The sequence below is a fragment of the Dongia sp. genome, assembly GCF_041910485.1.
Taxonomy (GTDB): Bacteria; Pseudomonadota; Alphaproteobacteria; order Dongiales; family Dongiaceae; genus Dongia.
On record NZ_JAYRQR010000040.1, the window covers coordinates 1 to 17,956 of the forward strand.

Here is a 17,956-nt window from a genome sequence, read left to right on the forward strand (position 1 = left end):
CCGCGCCGGCCCCGGTCGCCGCTGCACCCGCGGGCGTCCCCGACTTTACGCAGATCAACCAGACCACCTGCCCGGGCCAGACCGCGAGCTACCAGGAATGGGTTGCCCGCTTCGGCGCCTATGCGCTGCATCAGGGTGAGCCGGAACCCGTCATCCGCACGGCTTTCGCGCATGTCACGGAAAATCCGAAGATCCGCGACCGCGCCGGCAAGCAGGCCGAGTTCGTGACACCCGTCTGGACCTATATCGACCGCGCCGTCTCGGCCGAACGCGTCGCCAAGGGACAGGCGAAGCTGCCGGAGGTGCGCAGCATCGCCGCCGATGTCGAGCGGGATTACGGCGTGCCGACGTCGACCCTCATGGGCATCTGGGGCATCGAGACCGATTTCGGCAACAATTTCGGCGACGTGAATGTGTTCGAGGCGCTCTCGAACGTCGGCTACGGCACCAGCCGCAAGGATTTCGCCTGCACCGAGCTGCTCTCGGCGCTGAAGATCGTCGATCGCGGTCACGTTCAGCCCGACCAGATGATAGGTTCCTGGGCAGGGGCGATGGGCCACAGCCAGTTCCTGCCGTCGAACTATCTGACCATCGCCGTTGATCGCGACAATTCCGGCGCGCCGGATCTGTGGACCTCGATGCCCGATGTCTTCGCCTCGACCGCCAATCATCTGCTGCGCGACGGTTGGGTGCGCGGCCTGCCCTGGGGCTTCGAGGTGAAGCTGCCGCAAGGCTTCCCCTATCAGGAAGCCGAGCTCGACATCGAAAAGCCGGTCGCCCATTGGCAGCAGCGCGGAGTGCGTACCATCGACGGCCAGCCGCTGCCGGCCCTCGGCGGCAATACGTCGATCCTGCTGCTGGCCGGCTACAAGGGACCGGCCTTCCTGGTCACGAAGAACTTCAAGACCATCCTCAAATACAATTACTCGACCTCCTACGCGCTGTCGGTCTCCTATCTGGGCCAGCGCGTGATGGGTGGGCCGGGCGTCAAGGCGAAGTGGCCCGTGGACGAACCGCTCCTTTCCCTCGACGAGCGCGAGGAGTTGCAGCAGCGCCTCATCGACCGCGGTCTCTTGGGCGGCAGCGCCGATGGTGTCATCGGCCTGAAGACCCGGAAGGCGATCCGCGCCTTCCAATTGCAGGTGGGCTTGCCGGCCGACGGATTCGCGACCAAGGCGTTCCTCGATGAATTGCGTCGTCGGGCCGCCAGCTAATCGCCTCGTATCCTTCTGAAAAATAAGGAAAAGCGGCGGATTGCTTTTCGCCGCCCGATGGTTATAGTCCCGCCTTTCGGGAAGGTTGGGGCGGTTTGCCGGACCCTGACGGCCAAAGTTTTCCAGGGAGAGATTTCATGTTCATTTCAGAAGCTTACGCCCAAGCCGCAGGTGCCGCACCCGGTGGTGCCGACATGCTGACCAGCTTCCTGCCGCTGGTTCTCATCTTCGTCGTCTTCTGGTTCCTTATGATTCGTCCGCAGCAGAAGCGGATGAAGGAGCATCGCGCACTCGTTTCCGCGGCCAAGAAGGGCGACAAGGTCGTCACCAATGGCGGTATCCTCGGCACCATCACCAAGGCTGTTGATGGCGAGAACGATGTCGAAGTCGAGATCGCCACGGGCGTGAAGGTGCGCGTGCTGCGCTCGGCCATCCAGGACGTGCTCAACCGCACGCTGCCGGCCGGCAAGGGCGGCAAGGCTGAAAAGGCCGAAGCCAAGAGCGAAGGCGCCAACGACGCCTGATCGACAGAAGGGGCGGTGCCGCCGGCGCCGCCCGTTTCCTGACTGCGCTGACCGATGACAGCCGACTGAAGACACAAGGGCGACATGCTGCACTTCTCCAAATTCAAGATCACGCTGATCCTGGCGGTGCTGCTCGCCGGGTTCTACACGGCGCTCCCCAACGTCTTCTCGGCCGCGCATCTCACCAACCTGCCGAGCTGGCTTCCGGCCCGCACGGTCAGCCTCGGCCTCGATCTCCAGGGCGGTTCGCACCTTCTTTATGAAGTCGATACCGAAGCATTGGTGAAGGCCAAGCTCGATGCGGTCGAGGATGAAATCCGCGCCGCCATGCGCGAAAAGAAGCTTGGCTATACCGATCTCGGCGTGAAGGACGACCGCATCACCTTCAAGCTGCGCGACCTCACTGCGATCGAGATTGCACGCGAGGCCTTGAAAAAGGCGACTATCGGCATGCAGCTCGACATCGCCGATGACGGTTCCGTGGCCGCCTACTTCAGCGATGTGACCCTCGCCGAAACCAAGAAGCATGCCGTCGAACAGTCGATCGAAATCATCAACAAGCGTATCGACCAGACCGGCACCAAGGAACCGACCATCATCCGCCAGGGCGATGATCGCATCGTCGTGCAGGTGCCGGGCGTCAGCGATCCGCAGCGCCTCAAGGATCTGATCGGCAAGACCGCGAAGATGGAATTCAAGATGGTGGACGAGGTGGCCGAATCCACCGGTACCGCGCCGCCCACCTCCGTCCAGTTGCCCGTGATCGAAAAGAACGGGACGCCCGGGCAAAAGCTCTGGATCAAGAAACCGGTGATGGTGTCGGGCGAAAACCTCACCGACGCCCAGCAGGGTTTTGAAAACGGCCTGCCCATCGTGCAGTTCAAGTTCGATACCGTCGGCGCCCGCAAGTTCGGCGATGCGACCAAGGCCAATGTCGGCAAGCGCTTCGCCATCGTCCTCGACAACCAGATCATCAGCGCCCCGGTCATCCGCGACGCGATCCTGGGTGGCAGCGGGATCATCAGCGGCAATTTCACCACCGAATCCGCGCGCGACCTCTCCATCCTGCTGCGTGCCGGTGCCTTGCCGGCACCCCTCACGGTGCTTGAGGAACGGACCGTCGGCGCCGACCTCGGTGCGGATTCGATCGAGGCCGGCAAGCGCGCCTGCATCATCGCCATCGTCTTCATCGCCGTGGCGATGGTTGTTCTCTACGGCCTCTTCGGAATCTTCGCCAATCTGGCGATGGTCCTCAACGGCGTGCTGATGCTGGGCTTCCTGTCGGCGATCGGTGCGACGCTGACCTTCCCGGGTATCGCCGGCATGGTGCTGACCCTCGGCATGGCGGTCGACGCCAACGTGCTGATCTTGGAGCGCGTGCGCGAGGAAATGCGCAATGGCCGCTCGCCGGTCAACGCGATGGAGGCCGGCTATCGCGAAGCCCAGGCGACCATCTTCGACGCCAACGTCACCCACGCCATTTCCACCATGTTCCTCTTTGCCTTCGGCTCCGGCCCGATCAAGGGCTTCGCCATCACGCTGCTCATCGGCATCGTCAGTTCGGTCTTCACGGCGGTGGTCGTCACCCGCCTGATGACCTCGCTCTGGCTGCGCCGTGCGCGTCCCAAGGCGTTGCCGCTGTAAAGGAGCGAGAGAGAAGAAAATGTTCAAGCCGCTTCACATCGTTCCGCACGGCACCAAGATCAACTTCATGTGGCCGCACAAGATCACCTTCTTGATCTCGGTCTTGATGGTGGTCGGGTCCTTCGCGCTGGTCTTCACCAAGGGCCTCAATTTCGGCATCGACTTTGCCGGCGGCGTCATCATGGAAGTGAAGGCGCCGACTGCCCAGGCGGACCTCGCCGACATGCGCGGGCGTCTCGACAATCTCGAACTGGGCGAAATCGCGCTGCAGGAATTCGGTTCTCCCGACATCGTCCTTATCCGCATCCCGCAGCAGGATGGTGGCGAGCAGGCGACGCAGGCGGCCGTCTCCAAGATTAAGGAAACGCTGGGTGCCGAATGGCAGTACCGCCGCACCGAGACGGTCGGCCCCAAGGTCGGCGACGAGTTGAAGTCGAGTGCCGTCTGGGCCTCGATCTTCGCCATGCTCGGCATCATGGCCTATATCTGGTTCCGCTATGAATGGCAATTCGGCGTCAATGCCGTGCTGGCGCTGTTCCACGATTGCGTCACCACCGTCGGCTTCTTCGCGCTGACGGGCATGGAATTCAACCTCACCACTGTCGCCGCGGTGCTGACCATCGCCGGTTATTCGGTGAACGACACCGTCGTGATCTATGACCGTATCCGGTACGATCTGCGCCGTTACAAGACCATGCCGCTCTCGCAGCTGATCAATCAGGCGCTCAACGAGACGCTGGCCCGGACCACTGTCACCTCGGGGCTGACGCTGTTGTCCGTCGTGGCCCTGGCGTTCTGGGGCGGCGAGGCGATGCACGGTTTCTCGATCGCCATGATCTGGGGCATCCTCATCGGCACCTATTCGACGATCTGCGTCGCGTCTCCCATGCTGCTCTATATGAACCTGCGCAGCATCGGCACCGACAAGGGCCAGTCGAACAAGGACAAGTCGGCGGAGACCAGCGTCCAGAAGGCGTAAGCTTGCGCCGCTGGCGCGTGCCCGGGAGGTATCCTCGATGGACGTGACCCCGCTCATCCCGGTCGGCCGGCAGATTGTCGAAAGCTACGGTGATTTTCGCTTTCGCGTCACCGGTACGGCGCATGAAGGTTCGGTCCTCGTCTTCCCGACGCGGACGCTCGGCTGGAATGTCCGCGACATGTCCATGCTGACTTTGGACGGTCTCGCCCCCGTCATCGAAGGGGCCCAGGCCGGCGATATCGAACTCCTGCTGCTCGGCTGCGGCCCCCGTCTCAGCATGGTCCCGCGTGACCTCCGCGCCGCCCTGCGCGCACAGAATGTTGTCATCGAACCGATGGACACGGGCGCTGCCGCCCGCACCTTCAATGTGCTCATGGCCGAAGGCCGCCGCGTCGCTGCCGCCTTGATCGCGGTGGAGTAGGGCGCAACGACCACCCACACCGCCGACGCATGTCGGCCTTCGCCGACGGGACCCTCCCCCTGAAGGGAGAGGGGACTTGAGTGAGTTCGCACCACCATTTCAGCTAACTCGGTGAGATTCCCTCTCCCTTCAGGGGGAGGGTCAGGGTGGGGGTATCGGCGCAAGCCGAGTGGGGTGCGCGCAAGCGAGCTTAGCATTCACCAAAAACAAAACCCTCCCGCCTATCGGCGAGAGGGTCATTCTTTTGGTCGTCACGCCCAGGGATGACGATAGACGCCAGTTGGAACGCGCTTACGCGAAGTTCTTCGCCGCGAATTCCCAGTTCACCAGTTTCCAGAAGGCGCCGACATAGTCCGGGCGCTTGTTGCGGTAATCGATGTAATAGGCGTGCTCCCAAACGTCGCAGGTGAGGAGCGGCTTGTCCGCACCGGTCAGCGGGGTCGCGGCATTGCTCGTGCTGGCGAAGTCGAGGCTGCCGTCAGCCTTCTTCACCAGCCAGGCCCAGCCCGAACCGAAGGTGCCGATGGCGACCTTGGCGAACTCTTCCTTGAACTTGTCGAACGAGCCCCACTTCTTCTTGATCGCGTCGGCGAGGGCGCCGGTCGGCTCGCCGCCGCCATTGGGCGACAGGCTGTTCCAATAGAAGGTGTGGTTCCACACCTGCGCCGCGTTGTTGAAGATGCCGCCCGACGATTTCTTGACGATATCTTCCAGCGACTTGCCTTCGAACTCGGTGCCTTTGATCAAATTGTTGAGGTTCGTGACATAGGTCTGATGATGCTTGCCGTAGTGAAACTCGAGCGTTTCCTTCGAGATATGCGGCTGGAGCGCGTCGAGCGCGTAGGGAAGCGGGGGCAGGGTGATCTCAGACATAAGAATTCCTCATTGCTGCGAAAATGGGCAGCTTGGCGGGCCGCTTTGCGCACAACTGGGAAGCTGCGCGCGAGCGACACTGGCTGCTGGCACGCAAAATAACCGCTTCGTTGCGTCGCAGTTCCTCTTTCGCCTGCGTCAATTTAGCGCGCAAAAAAAATCGGGGTCTTTGCAGACCCCGATTTCACCGAACTGAAATGTAGCTTGGCTTAATTGCCAATGCCCTGCTGCTGGGCGACCATGCAATAGAGCATCGGGACCGACAGCATCGTGTTGACGCGCGAGGTCAGCATTGCGGTGCGGGCCGACTTCTTTTTCGTGTCGGCGTCGGCATCGACGATACCCAGCGCGCGCTTCTGATTCGGCCAGATGATAAACCAGACGTTGAAGCCCATGATCAGCGCCAGCCACATGCCGATGCCGATGGTGCGGAAGCCGGGCTGGAAGGTGAGAGCCTGGACGATATAACCGTTGTGTGCGGCGGTGATGAGACCGAACACGATGGTGCCGAGTGCGGCCCAGCGGAAGAAGTAGAGCGCCGTCGGTGCGATGACCTTGCCGATCGCTGGCTTCTGTTCGTCCGGGATCTTCGGCATCGACGGGATCTGCACGAAGTTGAAATAATAGAGCAGGCCGATCCACAGAATGCCGAACCAGACGTGGATGAAGCGGAACAGGAACGCGAAGTAAGGACCCGCGTCGAAGCCGCCCAGATTGACGATGGCGAAGACGATGATGGCCAGCACCACGCCGGCCGCCAACGTCCTGTGAAGATTTTCGAGAATTTTGCTCATTGCTGTACCCCTCCAAAGCAAAAGCGGTGTGGCTATAGGTCGCATTCTATAGGATGGAATCAGGCGGAGAAACTGATTCCCCGTAAATCCATTGGGAAAATATGGGATTGCTGGTGAAACGATGAGCGAAGCGACGCCTGAGCTTCGCGTCCTGGAGGAGTTGCGCAAGGCTGACCGCGACAGGTTCTTGTGCGCGCTTGCGGCCCCGGCTGCCTTGCGGTCGGATCTCGGGACCCTCTATGCCTTCAACGCCGAACTTGCCGGCATCGCCGACAAAGTGACCGAGCCGATGCTGGGCCATATCCGGCTGCAATGGTGGCGCGATGCGCTGGCGGATATCGAGGCGGCGCGCGCGCATCGCCATCATCTGGTCCAGGCCGTGGCCGAGCTTGCAGCGCGGCGGCACCTGTCGTCGCAAAAGTTGCACGCGCTCATCGATGCCCGTGAACGCGATGTCGAGCGGGAGCAGCTCGACTCCTTGCCGGCGTTGGAAGCCTATGCCGGCGATACGTCCGGCGCCCTCGCCGAATTGGCGCTGGATATCGCCCTGCCGGATGCGGCACCCGCGTTTCGTGCTGCCGCGCGCCGCGCTGGCACCGCCTATGGTCTTGTCGGTCTGGCGCGTGCGACGCCGCACTTTGCGCGCCAGGGGCGCGTCGTGCTGCCGGGGCTCGACAAGGATCTGGCGCTGTCGCTGAAAGGTGGGCCGGACGTCGCCCACATCGTCGCGCATGTGGCCGATCTGGCGGCGGAACATCTTGCTGCGCTGCGTCAGGAAAGGTTGCCGCGCCGCGCCATCGCGGCGTTCTTTCCGGCGCGTCTCGCGGCGGCACAGCTTGAGCAGTTGCGCCGCCACGGCTACGATCCCTTCGCCACTGGGAGTGTTGCGCCCTCCGGCCTCCATATCTGGCGCCTGCTTTTGGCGCGCTGGCTGGGGCGCATCTAGAAACAGACAGTCAGAAAAGAGACCATGAGTAAGCCAGCCATCATCACCGTCGCCATCACCGGCAGCCAGCCCACGAAGGCGCAGAATCCCGCCGTTCCCACTCAGCCCGCCGAGCAGATCGAAAGCACGCATGAGGCGTTCGAGGCGGGGGCGAGCCTCGTCCACATCCACGTCCGCGACGATCAGGACAAATCCTCGTCCGACATCGCGAAGTTCAAACTGGTGCAGGAGGGCATCGCCAAGCATTGCCCCGGCATGATCATCCAATTCTCGACCGGCGGTCGCGGGCGCGAGGCATCGGAGCGCGGCGCCGCTTTGAGCCTCAAGCCCGACATGGGCTCGCTGGCGACAGGCTCGGTCAATTTCGCGACCATCATCTATGAGAACCCGCCGCAGCTCATCGACGATCTCGCCGCCGACATGATCAAGTATGACATCAAGCCGGAATGCGAGCTCTTCGATCTCGCCATGCTCTACAACGCCAAGGCGCTGGTGGATCGCGGCCTTTTGAAGTCGCCGCCGCATGTGCAATTCGTGCTGGGGATTCCGGGTGCCCTGCCGGCACGCGAGAAGATCGTCGATTTCATGCTCGAAGAACTGACCGAGCTGATGCCGAGTGCGACCTGGACCGCGGCCGCGATCGGCCGCCTGCAGCTCGATGCCAACCATTGGGCCTTGAAGCGCGGCGGCCATGTGCGCACTGGGCTCGAGGACAATATCTATTTCGAGAAGGGCCGCCTCGCCGCCAGCAATGCGGAACTGGTGAAGCGTGTTGCCGATCTCTGCGGCAAATACGATCGCCACCCGGCGACCCCAGCCGAAGCCCGCGCGCTGCTCGGCCTCAAAGCCGCCTGACGAAATGAAAAGGGCGCTTCCAAATCCGGAAGCGCCCTTTTCGAATGGCGTCGTATGGAAGCCGAGGTTACTTAATCTTCGCTTCCTTGAACGGCACGTGCTTCTTCACAACCGGGTCGTACTTGTTGAATTCGAACTTCTCGGTCGTCGAGCGCGGGTTCTTCTTGGTGACGTAGTAGTAGCCCGTGTCAGCGGTGCTGACGAGCTTCACAAGGATGGTCGCTGACTTGGCCATGGCCGTCTCTCAAAAGTAAAATGCGTGTCGCTGCAAAAGGATGGCGCAAAATAGCGGGGAAACGCCGAAAGTCAAGGCTTGCGCATGATGCTGAGGCGCAAGGTATCGTTCCGATAATTCAATAGCTTAGCGGGTTCGGAGCCGATTGGAATGCGGTTCTCCCAGCGCCAGAGGGCGGTTTTCAGCACATATTCGGTGACATCGACCAGGGTGAGCTCGCCCAATTTGCTGCTGGGAATCCAGGCCAGATCCTCCAATTCGCCGTTCCCGGCCATTGTTCCGACAGCATTTTCGCCGTTTCCGAGGAAGAAACGCGTATTGAACCGCCGATGCGACCCCGTGGGGGTGATGGCGCGGCAGAGATAGTCCAAATCGGCGTAATTTGGCTGCCGATTCTGCCCCCGAAAAGCCCCTTTTAGCATCCGAAAATCCCCCTTTTCAGGGTCCGTTGCGGGGGCGGAGTGGAGGAGGCCGGTCTCTTCGAACGTCTCCCGGATCGCCGCATTGAGATAGGCCGCCCACCGGGGCCCGAGCTGGGCGGCGACTGCCGGATGCGGCGTGCCGGGCCCCGCCTCAGCGTCTTCGGGGTCGACCCGGCCGCCGGGGACGACATGGATCCCGGGCAGGAAGCCCATCTTGGCCGGCCGGCGGCCGATAAGGATTTCTGGTGGCCCGTTGCGGGCGGCGCGGATGAGGACGAGGCCCGCCGCGTCCTTGGGCCGGACGGTCACGGCACGAAGGGCAGCAAGGCCTCGGCCGCGTCGTCGACCTGCGCATCGGCCGGATCGGCCAGCTTGATGGCTGCGTTGTAGAGGCTCGGTTGTTGCAAGAGTTTCAGCGCGAGCTCCAGATCGACCGGGTCCTCGTTCTTGCGCGCGGGGCAGGTCTTGCGCAGTTCGTCGAGCACCTTGGTATCGTCGGGCTTGGCGGCATTGCGCTTCACCGTCGGCACCTTGGGCAATTCGCCGAGGCCCAGTTCTTCGAGGATCTTCTCGGAATTGTGCTGGCCCGCCGTGCAGATCGAGGGCAGCACGCCGAGGTGATGCAGCGTATAGCCCGATGGGGCATGAAAGCGCGCCCAGGTCAGCTTGATCTCGCCCTGGTTGGGCAACGGCTTGATGTTCTGGACCGTTCCCTTGCCATAGGAGTTGGTGCCGATCAGAACGGCGCGGCCATTGTCCTGGAGTGCCGCCGAGACAATCTCAGCCGCTGAGGCTGAGTTGCCGTCGATGAGAACCGCCATCGGCTTGCCGCCGGTGATGTCGCCGTCCGACGCCTCGAAATATTGATGGCTGTCCGGATGCCGCCCGTGGATCGAGACAATCCGCCCTTCGTCGAGGAACAGGTTGGCGGTCGCCACCGATTGCGGCACATAGCCGCCGGGATTGTTGCGAAGGTCAAGGACGTAGCCTTTGATCTTCTTGCCGATCTCGTCCTTAGCGTCGTTGATCTCGCGCTTCAGGCTGTTGGCTGTTTCCGAATTGAAGCTGAAGATGCGGAAATAAGCGATGTTGCCTTCGCGCCGGTAGCTAACCGTTTCCGGCACGACATGGGCGCGTTTTATGCTGACGTCGAACGGCTCGTCCTTGCCGTCGCGGAGCAAGGTGAGGACGACACGGCTGTCGACCTCGCCGCGCAGTTCATTGACGACCTGCTGCTGGGTAAGGCCTTCGACCGACTTACCGTCGATCTTCATGATGACGTCGTCGCGCTTCAGGCCCAGCCGCTCGGCCGGGGTGTAATGCATGACGGCCGTCACGCGGACCTCGCCATCCTCGACGGAAATGCGCACGCCGATGCCGCCGAATCCGTCGCGCGAGGCCTTGTCCTCGCGTGCCGCTTCCATGCCGGAATAGCGCGAGAAACCGTCGAGCTTGCCGACGATGCCGGTGAAGATGGCTTCGTAGATCTTTTCGCTGCCGGCAGCCGAAACCTTGGCCGATTTTGCCCGCGCTTCCTTGAGCAGCTTGGCGGCGGCCTTGCCCCATTGCTTGGCATTGGGGTCGTCGAGCGTTTCGGCTTCGATAAGCGAGTTCTTCTGCAGAAGCTTCAGCTCATTCTTCCCACCCTCAACCGTGAGGTCAGGGTCGAGGCTGGAAAGCTGCTGCATGCCGGAGAGCGTGAGGGCCCCGATATCCTGCTTGGTGATGTAGATGGATTCGATGTCGCCAAGGCCGGTGACCAGCATGTCGCGGTCGAGCTTGGCGGCGGCATCTTCCGGCGACCGGCTTGCGTCGCTGGCGCAGGCGTAAAGACCGAGAAGAAGCGGCAGCACGGCCATGCGGCGGGCAAACTGCCGTCCGGGCAACCCGGTCACGAAATCCACAGGACGAAACGCACTCAAATCGGCTCTATCCGCTACCTACACAGAGCCGACGCGCTGCCCCTAAATGCGCCGACCGGTGACCCCACTCAATGGGCGTCAATCTAGCAGAATTCCTGCCCTAGGCTAGGGGCTCCCGTATTGATTTATCGACGCTTCTTTCCCTTTTTGCCGGGTTTTCCCCCATTGCCGCCCGGTTTCCCGGATGCCGCTTTTCCAGATTTGGCCTTGAGGCGGCCCTTATCCTTGCCGAACCGAATGTTCTTGGGCCGGCCCTGGGCCGGTTTCTTGGAGCGCCCGGGCGCGCCGCTCCCTTCCCTGTGACGATTTGACCTTCCGGTCAAAGCATCGGCGGCCAGCGGTTCAGCCGACAGGAGTTCGAGCGTGATCCCGCCAGTGAGTGGGTCGGCCGCGACCAGCCGGACGGTCACGGACTGGCCGAGCTGATAGGTCCGTCCCGAGCGCCGGCCCACCAGGGCATGCCGGGCCTCGTCATGGTCGTAGAAATCCTGGGGCAGGGTGGAGATGGGGATGATCCCATCGGCCCCTGTATCGCGCAGGTTGATGAAGAGGCCGAACCGGGCGACGCCGGAAATGCGGCCGTCGAATTCGGCATCGACCTTGTCGGCAAGAAAGGCTGCAACATAGCGGTCGACGGCATCGCGCTCGGCCGCTGCCGCCCGGCGCTCGGTCCCGGAGATGTGGACCGCCGTTTCGGCAAATTCGGCCACCGCCGATTTGTCGAGGGCACCTTCACCAAAATCATAGGCGCCGATCAAGGCACGGTGCACGAGGAGGTCCGCATAGCGGCGGATGGGCGAGGTGAAATGGGCGTAGCGGGTGAGCGCCAAACCGAAATGGCCGAGATTCTCCGGCGCATAGACTGCTTGCGCCTGGGAGCGCAAGATCAGCGACGAAATCATCTCGGCGTAGGGTGTGTCCTTGGCTTTCAGCAGCAGCTGCGTGAAATGCTTCGGACGCAGCACCTGGCCGCGCGACAGGTTGAAACCGAGGGAATCCAGGAACTCACGCAGAGCCTCGATGCGCGTCGCATCCGGTTGATCGTGGACGCGGTACATGCAGGGCCAGTGCTTCTTCTCCAAAGCCTCGGCCGCGGCGACGTTGGCGGCGATCATGAATTCCTCGATCAGTCGATGACTGTCGAGACGCGCCCGCGGCACGATCCGCTCGATCTGGCCTTCCTCATTGATGAAGACCCGCCGTTCGGGCAAGTCGAGCTCCAGCGTGCCCCGTTCTTCGCGAGCCTTCAATAGGGCATGGAACGCACCGTAGAGCGGCTTGATCACAGGTTCGAGGAGCGGCCCGGTGAGATCGTTCGGATTGCCGTCGAATGCCGCCTGGGCAAGATCGTAGGTGAGACGCGCCGCCGACCGCATGAGGCCGCGCATGAAATGATGCCGCAGCTTGCGGCCGTTGGCGTCGATGGTCATTTCGACTGCCATCACCGGCCGATCCTCATAGGGGCGCAGCGAGCACCAGCCGTTCGACAGTTCTTCCGGCAGCATGGGGACGACGCGGTCCGGGAAGTAGACCGAATTGCCGCGGTCGCGGGCAACGCGGTCGAGCGCATCGTCCGGGCGCACATACCAGGAGACATCGGCAATGGCGACGATGAGACGCCAGCCACCTGGATTGTCTTCATTCTCGTCGGGGGCAGCCCAGACAGCATCGTCGAAATCGCGCGCGTCGTCGCCGTCGATGGTCACGAGCGGGATGTTTCGCAAATCCGTCCGATTGCCGAGTGGGGCGGAGGTTGCCGCTTCCGCTTGTTCGAGTGCTGCCGGCGAGAATTGGAAGGGAATATGATGCTCGGCGATCGAGATCATGCTGACCGACTTCGCCTCGCCCACGCGGCCTATGCGTTCGACGACACGTGCGCGCGGCGCCCCCAGACGACGCGCCGGCTCGACCTCGGCAATGACGATCTCGTCGCTCTTGGCGCCGTTCACGTCGCGGGCGTCGATCACGAATTCCGTCTTGATGCGCTTGCTGGTGGGAATGAGGCGGCCGCTGCCATGCTGGCCTTTCTCGAAAACACCGACGACGCGCTCGGCCCTGGCCTGCAGGCGGCGGATCGGTCGCGCCTCGTATATCTCTGAATCCGTACGTTCGAGACGAACCAGGACGCGGTCCCCCGGCCCCAGGGGTTTATCGGTCTTCTTGTCCTCGATTACGATGATCTGTGGTTCGGCATCGTCTTCGGGAAAATCGATCGGGCGCGCCCAGATATCGCCATCGGCATCCGGGCCGATGATCTGGACGACCGTAACCTCGGGCAAGGCACCGGGAGCGGCGAGGCGCCGGGCCTTGCCGCGATCGACGGCACCATCCTTCTCCAGTTCCTTCAGCAGGGCTTTGAGCGGGATCCGATCTTGACCGCGCAAATGGAAGGCGCGTGCGATTTCGCGCTTGCCGACCGGGACCGGCGATGTGCGGATGAATTCGAGGACCTGTTCCTTGGTGGGAAAGGGGACGAACTTGCCCTTGCCGCCCTTGTTGCCGGCATCGGCCGCAGCCTCGCGTCGCGCTGCGCGCGCATCCTTGCGCGGTCCGCGCGATGGCTTGGAACCGCGCGGCGATGCAGGTTGCTCGCGGCCTTCGCCTGATTTGCCAGCGGCTTTACTGGTGGATTTACTGGGGTGTCTTGAATTCGATTTCGACAAAAGCGTACTCGTGATCGCTGGCGTTGATGACGTTGTGCTCGACACCGACCGGGCGATAATAGGACCGGCCAGCACCCATCTCGACGATGCGATGTTCCTTGCCGTCGTCGATCTGCAGTTTGCCGTCCATCAGCGGCACGACCACATAATCGTAGCCGTGACGGTGCCAAGTGGTTTCGGCCCCGGGTGCAAAGCGCCATTCCGTGACGGTCACGCGCTCGTTGTCGACCTGCACGGTCGGGACGGCGGCGGGACGGGGCGATTTGGCGCTGGCGGTCATGATGTGATCTTTCCGTAGAATCAAATGGCTGGCGCGATTAGGTGTGGCCATGTGGCAAGTCAAGCCATTGAACCCTAGTCCTGGCTCCGCTACAAGGCCCGCCTTTCGCCCAAACAGGGTGCCAGTAACCGAGTCCCAGAGACCGAGTCGTGGAGAAGCTTATATGAAGTCCATCGAAGCAAGGATCGCCGAAGAACTGGGTGCACGCGATGTGCAGGTCAAGGCGGCGGTCGAATTGCTGGATGGCGGCGCCACCGTTCCCTTCATCGCCCGCTACCGGAAAGAAGTGACGGGCGGTCTCGACGATACGCAGCTGCGCAAACTGGAAGAGCGTCTGGGTTATCTGCGCGAACTTGAAGATCGCCGCGCCGCGATCTTCAAGAGCATCGACGAGCAAGGCAAGATGACGGACGAGCTCAGCCGTGAGATTGCCATCGCCGATACCAAGGCGCGCCTTGAGGATCTCTATCTGCCGTTCAAGCCGAAGCGCCGCACCAAGGCGATGATCGCGCGCGAAGCGGGTCTTGAGCCGCTCGCCGATCTGCTGCTGGGCGACCCCACCAAGAAGCCGCAGGACGAAGCGGCTGCTTACGTCAGCGCTGACAAGGGTGTCGCCGATGTGAAGGCCGCTCTCGACGGTGCCCGCGATATTCTTTCCGAACGCTTCGCGGAAGACGCGGATCTTCTGGCGCGTTTGCGTGACTTCATGTGGGAGAAGGGGCGGCTTGTCTCCAAGGTAATGGACGGCAAGCAGGATGCCGGCGCAAAATTTTCCGATTATTTCGACGCGGCCGAACCCATTGCCAAGGTGCCGTCGCACCGGGCGCTCGCCATGTTCCGCGGGCAGAAGGAAGAAATCCTGGCCCTCAACCTGGCGATCGACGAGCCGGAGGATCGCAAGGCCCTCAACGAGGCCGAGCGCATCATCGCCGCCAAGGTCGGGATTGCGGACCAGGGGCGAGCGGCCGATTCGTGGCTGATCGACGTGGTCCATTGGTGCTGGCGCGTGAAGTTGAAGCTCAGCCTCGAGCTCGACCTCATGGGGCGCCTGCGCCAGGCGGCGGAAGACGAGGCCGTGCGCGTATTCGCGTCCAACCTCAAGGACGTGTTGATGTCGGCTCCAGCCGGTGGTCGGCCGACCTTGGGTCTGGATCCGGGCCTTCGCACGGGATGCAAGGTCGCGGTCATCGCCGCCACTGGCAAGGTGCTGGAGTTCGCCACGATCTATCCGCATGAGCCGAAGCGGCAATGGGATGAATCAATCGCCGTCCTGGCGGCACTCTGCCATCGTCATAAGCTGGAACTGGTCGCCATCGGCAACGGCACGGCGAGCCGCGAGACCGACAAGCTTGCCGACGATCTGATGAAGCGGCATCCGGAATTGAAGCTCACCAAGGTGATGGTGTCGGAAGCGGGCGCTTCCGTTTATTCGGCCTCGGAATATGCCTCGAAGGAGTTGCCGGAACTCGACGTCACCATTCGCGGCGCTGTTTCCATCGCGCGCCGCCTGCAGGATCCACTGGCCGAACTGGTGAAGATCGATCCGAAATCGATCGGTGTCGGCCAATACCAGCATGACGTGGCGGAGTTCCGACTCTCCAAGGCCTTGGACGCGGTGGTCGAGGATTGCGTGAACGCGGTCGGCGTCGAGGTCAACACGGCCTCGGCGAAGTTGCTGGCGCGCGTCTCGGGCCTGGGCGAAAGCCTGGCGCAGAATATCGTCGCCTTCCGCGATGCCAATGGCCCGTTCAAGTCGCGCCAGCAGCTCCTCAGCGTGCCGCGTTTGGGGCCGAAGGCCTTCGAGCAGGCCGCGGGCTTCCTGCGCATTCGCGACGGTGAGGACGCGCTCGACAGTTCCTCGGTGCATCCGGAAGCCTATCCGGTGGTGCGCCGTATCCTGGCTGTGACGGGCAAGGAGATGAGCGCCGTTATCGGCGATGCGAAGCTCCTCAAGAGCTTGAAGCCGGAGCAGTTCACCGACGAGACCTTCGGCGTGCCGACGGTTACGGACATCATCAAGGAACTGGAAAAGCCGGGTCGCGATCCGCGCCCTGAGTTCAAGACGGCGACCTTCAAGGAAGGCGTCGAGGAGATGAAGGATCTGCAGCCGGGGATGATGCTGGAAGGTGTCGTCACCAATGTCGCGGCCTTCGGCGCCTTCGTCGATATCGGCGTGCATCAGGACGGTCTGGTCCACGTCTCGGCTCTGGCCGACCGTTTCGTCAAGGATCCGCGCGAGGTGGTGAAGCCCGGTGACGTGGTGAAGGTGCGGGTGCTGGAAGTTGACATCAAGCGCAAGCGCATCTCGCTCACCATGCGTTCCGGCGAGACGCCGCAGAACCGGCAGAATGTGGAAGCGCCGAAGGATCGCCCGATGGGGCGCAACGAGCGCAAGTTCATGCAGGACAACAAGCCGGCGCAGAATCGCGGTGGCGGGGGTGGCAGCGACAACGCGCTGGCAGCGGCTTTCGCAAAGGCCGGGTTCAAGAAGTAAGGCGATCGTCGTCCCCGGCCTTGACCCGGGGATGACGGTTTTATGCAGCTGGGTGAGGGGGTATCGCCAACGCGCGATTCCACCGTTACGCTCGTCCCGATCTTGGAATCGGGGGCGGGTTGAGCAAGCTTTTGCTGATATCGCTGGGGAAGCTGGGGGGCGCGGTGCTGGAGGCGGCGGCGCGCGACGGGCGATTCTCGCATATCATCGTGGCGACCAGGAACACGGTCCATGCCCGTGCCAAGGCCAATGCCGCCAGGATCGGCGCGGCATTGGAAGGGCAGTATCCGCGCATCGACGTGGTCGCCTTCGATTTCAACGCACCCAATGCGCCGGACCTGCTGCGCAAGATCCAGCCGGATCTGATGTTCGCGGCCCCCACGATGTTGCCCTGGTGGCGGATTGCCGCCAGCCCCCATGCGGGGAAATTCAAGAACCTGCCTTTTGCCTTCTGGCTCGCCTGTCATCTGGCACCCATGCTGGCCCTGCGCGCGGCCTGGGAGAAATCGGAACTGCGCTGCCCGTGGGTGAGCGGCACCTATCCGGATGTGGTGAGTGCCGTCCTGCATCTCACCGGGCCTGGGCCGATCGTCGGTATCGGCAATATCAGCGAGTGCCTGCCGAAGATCCGTTTCTTGGCGAGCGAACATAGCAAGGCACCGATCCCGGAACTCGCCGTCAAACTCGTCGGCGGTCATGCGCTGTCATCGCTCTTTTATCGTGAGGAGGCGGTCAAGGAATTGCCGCCCTTTCTGCTGCAGGTGCTGTGGCACGGGCATGACATTTCATTGGCGGTCAAAGACAAGCTGCGCAGCGTGAAGATGGCGGTGGAGCAGACTCCCGAGATCAACCGCATCACGGCGTCGGCGGCGCTCGATGTGCTCGCGGCACTCTTGAGCGACGAGCCCTATGCGTTGCATGCGCCGGCACCCAATGGATTGGTGGGTGGCTATCCGGTGACGATCAGCCGCAAGGGTGTAGGGGTCGATCTGCCGCGCGAATGGACGCTGGAACAGGCGCTCGGCGTCAATGCGGCGGCGCTCACCTTCGACGGGATCACCGCGCTCGAAAAAGATGGCACGGTGATCTTTACCGAGAAAACGGCAGCGGCGTTCGAAACGCATCTCGGCGAGAAATGCACGCGGCTGAAGCCGGAGGACGCGGCATCGATGGCGGCGAAGGTGGTGGCGCTGGTCTAGACCTCCGTCAATCGCGCCTCTTCCAGAATCCAATCCAGAAAGTTCTTCGCCTCGGGCCGTTTCAGGACGTCGGGCGCATGGACGATGTAATAGGCGAAGGGCGTCAGGATGCTCTTTTCAAACGGTGCCACCAGGCGGCCGTCGGCCAGTAGGTCGGCGACGGCGCCGGTTGTGCCGAGCGAGACGCCTTGCCCCGCCACGGCGGCCTGCAGGCAGAGCGCGAAATCGGTGAAGTGAATGCCGCGCGAGGTGTCGATCTCGGGCACGCCGGCGACACGCAACCAGGCCGGCCAGTCCGGCCAGATGACGGCCTGCCCGGTCCAGTCGAGATGGAGCAGCGAGTGGTTCGCGAGATCGCGGGGCTCGTGCAAAGGATGCTTGTCGAGGAGGCGCGGGCTGCAGACGGGAAAGACTTCATCGGCAAAGAGCCGGTGGGCTGCGACGTCGTCCCAGTCGCCGAGGCCGAAACGGATGTCGAAATCGAAGGCGTC

General features: G+C 62.7%; 17 protein-coding genes. 9 read left to right on the top strand and 8 right to left on the bottom strand.

Translation table 11 applies throughout. The annotated features are described in order from the left end of the window. From ACE3PP_RS12635 to ACE3PP_RS12655, 5 genes are all read left to right on the top strand, one after another. The coding region (locus tag ACE3PP_RS12635) for a lytic murein transglycosylase (RefSeq protein WP_374382795.1) at positions 1 to 1,214 on the top strand (1,214 nt) is incomplete at its 5' end. 137 nt (positions 1,215 to 1,351) lie between these two features. Beyond that, positions 1,352 to 1,738, top strand: a complete 387-nt coding sequence (gene yajC, locus ACE3PP_RS12640) for a preprotein translocase subunit YajC (protein ID WP_374382797.1) — start codon at positions 1,352 to 1,354, stop codon at positions 1,736 to 1,738. Between the two features lie 84 nt (positions 1,739 to 1,822). Next, positions 1,823 to 3,382: a protein translocase subunit SecD gene (secD, locus tag ACE3PP_RS12645; RefSeq protein ID WP_374382799.1), complete on the top strand. Its 1,560-nt coding sequence runs from the start codon at positions 1,823 to 1,825 to the stop codon at positions 3,380 to 3,382. Between the two features lie 19 nt (positions 3,383 to 3,401). Continuing rightward, positions 3,402 to 4,361 carry a protein translocase subunit SecF gene (gene secF, locus ACE3PP_RS12650; protein ID WP_374382801.1) on the top strand — a complete coding sequence of 320 codons (960 nt, stop codon included), beginning with the start codon at positions 3,402 to 3,404 and terminating at the stop codon, positions 4,359 to 4,361. A 37-nt stretch (positions 4,362 to 4,398) separates the two neighbouring features. Next, a complete protein-coding gene (locus tag ACE3PP_RS12655; RefSeq protein WP_374382803.1) occupies positions 4,399 to 4,782 on the top strand; it encodes an Mth938-like domain-containing protein in 384 nt (127 codons plus the stop codon). Between the two features lie 291 nt (positions 4,783 to 5,073). Here ACE3PP_RS12655 and sodB read toward each other — a convergent pair whose 3' ends face one another. Beyond that, positions 5,074 to 5,655: a superoxide dismutase [Fe] gene (gene sodB, locus ACE3PP_RS12660; RefSeq protein ID WP_374382805.1), complete on the bottom strand. Its 582-nt coding sequence runs from the start codon at positions 5,653 to 5,655 to the stop codon at positions 5,074 to 5,076. Positions 5,656 to 5,864: 209 nt separating this feature from the next. After that, the gene (locus ACE3PP_RS12665; protein ID WP_374382806.1) at positions 5,865 to 6,449 is read right to left on the bottom strand and encodes a urate hydroxylase PuuD; all 585 of its coding nucleotides are present in this window, start codon (positions 6,447 to 6,449) and stop codon (positions 5,865 to 5,867) included. Positions 6,450 to 6,570: 121 nt separating this feature from the next. On the opposite strand from ACE3PP_RS12665, the gene ACE3PP_RS12670 reads away from it, so the two are divergent. Continuing rightward, complete coding sequence (locus tag ACE3PP_RS12670; RefSeq protein WP_374382808.1) at positions 6,571 to 7,395, top strand: squalene/phytoene synthase family protein; 825 nt, start codon at positions 6,571 to 6,573, stop codon at positions 7,393 to 7,395. A gap of 24 nt (positions 7,396 to 7,419) precedes the next feature. Continuing rightward, on the top strand, positions 7,420 to 8,250 hold the full coding sequence (locus ACE3PP_RS12675; protein WP_374382810.1) for a 3-keto-5-aminohexanoate cleavage protein: 831 nt from the start codon (positions 7,420 to 7,422) through the stop codon (positions 8,248 to 8,250). Between the two features lie 67 nt (positions 8,251 to 8,317). Here the strand turns inward: ACE3PP_RS12675 and rpmG are convergent, their stop codons facing one another. From rpmG to ACE3PP_RS12700, 5 genes are all read right to left on the bottom strand, one after another. Next, positions 8,318 to 8,485: a 50S ribosomal protein L33 gene (rpmG, locus tag ACE3PP_RS12680; RefSeq protein WP_320498686.1), complete on the bottom strand. Its 168-nt coding sequence runs from the start codon at positions 8,483 to 8,485 to the stop codon at positions 8,318 to 8,320. Between the two features lie 71 nt (positions 8,486 to 8,556). Continuing rightward, positions 8,557 to 9,120, bottom strand: coding sequence for a hypothetical protein (locus ACE3PP_RS12685; protein WP_374382813.1), 564 nt, complete (start codon positions 9,118 to 9,120; stop codon positions 8,557 to 8,559). Positions 9,121 to 9,212: 92 nt separating this feature from the next. Beyond that, complete coding sequence (locus ACE3PP_RS12690; RefSeq protein WP_374382815.1) at positions 9,213 to 10,829, bottom strand: S41 family peptidase; 1,617 nt, start codon at positions 10,827 to 10,829, stop codon at positions 9,213 to 9,215. 125 nt (positions 10,830 to 10,954) lie between these two features. After that, positions 10,955 to 13,492 (bottom strand): ribonuclease R, encoded by a 2,538-nt coding sequence (gene rnr / locus ACE3PP_RS12695; protein WP_374382817.1) that lies wholly within the window; start codon positions 13,490 to 13,492, stop codon positions 10,955 to 10,957. Beyond that, a complete protein-coding gene (locus tag ACE3PP_RS12700; protein ID WP_374382819.1) occupies positions 13,461 to 13,772 on the bottom strand; it encodes a cupin domain-containing protein in 312 nt (103 codons plus the stop codon). The genes rnr and ACE3PP_RS12700 overlap by 32 nt, the downstream gene beginning before the upstream one ends. Positions 13,773 to 13,935: 163 nt before the next feature. On the opposite strand from ACE3PP_RS12700, the gene ACE3PP_RS12705 reads away from it, so the two are divergent. Then, on the top strand, positions 13,936 to 16,266 hold the full coding sequence (locus ACE3PP_RS12705; RefSeq protein WP_374382821.1) for a Tex family protein: 2,331 nt from the start codon (positions 13,936 to 13,938) through the stop codon (positions 16,264 to 16,266). A 119-nt stretch (positions 16,267 to 16,385) separates the two neighbouring features. Beyond that, positions 16,386 to 17,465, top strand: a complete 1,080-nt coding sequence (locus ACE3PP_RS12710) for a hypothetical protein (protein ID WP_374382823.1) — start codon at positions 16,386 to 16,388, stop codon at positions 17,463 to 17,465. Here ACE3PP_RS12710 and ACE3PP_RS12715 read toward each other — a convergent pair. After that, positions 17,462 to 17,956, bottom strand: a 495-nt coding sequence (locus ACE3PP_RS12715; RefSeq protein WP_374382825.1) for a LysR substrate-binding domain-containing protein, incomplete at its 5' end; no start/stop codon positions are given. The genes ACE3PP_RS12710 and ACE3PP_RS12715 overlap by 4 nt on opposite strands.

Excerpts from the sequence above, each read along its gene's own strand:
- ACE3PP_RS12705 (WP_374382821.1), top strand. The coding sequence starts at position 13,936 with ATGAAGTCCATCGAAGCAAGGATCGCCGAAGAACTGGGTGCACGCGAT.
- yajC (WP_374382797.1), top strand. The coding sequence starts at position 1,352 with ATGTTCATTTCAGAAGCTTACGCCCAAGCCGCAGGTGCCGCACCCGGT.
- ACE3PP_RS12700 (WP_374382819.1), bottom strand. The coding sequence starts at position 13,772 with ATGACCGCCAGCGCCAAATCGCCCCGTCCCGCCGCCGTCCCGACCGTG.
- ACE3PP_RS12655 (WP_374382803.1), top strand. The coding sequence starts at position 4,399 with ATGGACGTGACCCCGCTCATCCCGGTCGGCCGGCAGATTGTCGAAAGC.
- sodB (WP_374382805.1), bottom strand. The coding sequence starts at position 5,655 with ATGTCTGAGATCACCCTGCCCCCGCTTCCCTACGCGCTCGACGCGCTC.
- ACE3PP_RS12685 (WP_374382813.1), bottom strand. The coding sequence starts at position 9,120 with ATGGGCTTCCTGCCCGGGATCCATGTCGTCCCCGGCGGCCGGGTCGAC.
- ACE3PP_RS12670 (WP_374382808.1), top strand. The coding sequence starts at position 6,571 with ATGAGCGAAGCGACGCCTGAGCTTCGCGTCCTGGAGGAGTTGCGCAAG.
- ACE3PP_RS12675 (WP_374382810.1), top strand. The coding sequence starts at position 7,420 with ATGAGTAAGCCAGCCATCATCACCGTCGCCATCACCGGCAGCCAGCCC.
- ACE3PP_RS12665 (WP_374382806.1), bottom strand. The coding sequence starts at position 6,449 with ATGAGCAAAATTCTCGAAAATCTTCACAGGACGTTGGCGGCCGGCGTG.
- rpmG (WP_320498686.1), bottom strand. The coding sequence starts at position 8,485 with ATGGCCAAGTCAGCGACCATCCTTGTGAAGCTCGTCAGCACCGCTGAC.
- secF (WP_374382801.1), top strand. The coding sequence starts at position 3,402 with ATGTTCAAGCCGCTTCACATCGTTCCGCACGGCACCAAGATCAACTTC.
- secD (WP_374382799.1), top strand. The coding sequence starts at position 1,823 with ATGCTGCACTTCTCCAAATTCAAGATCACGCTGATCCTGGCGGTGCTG.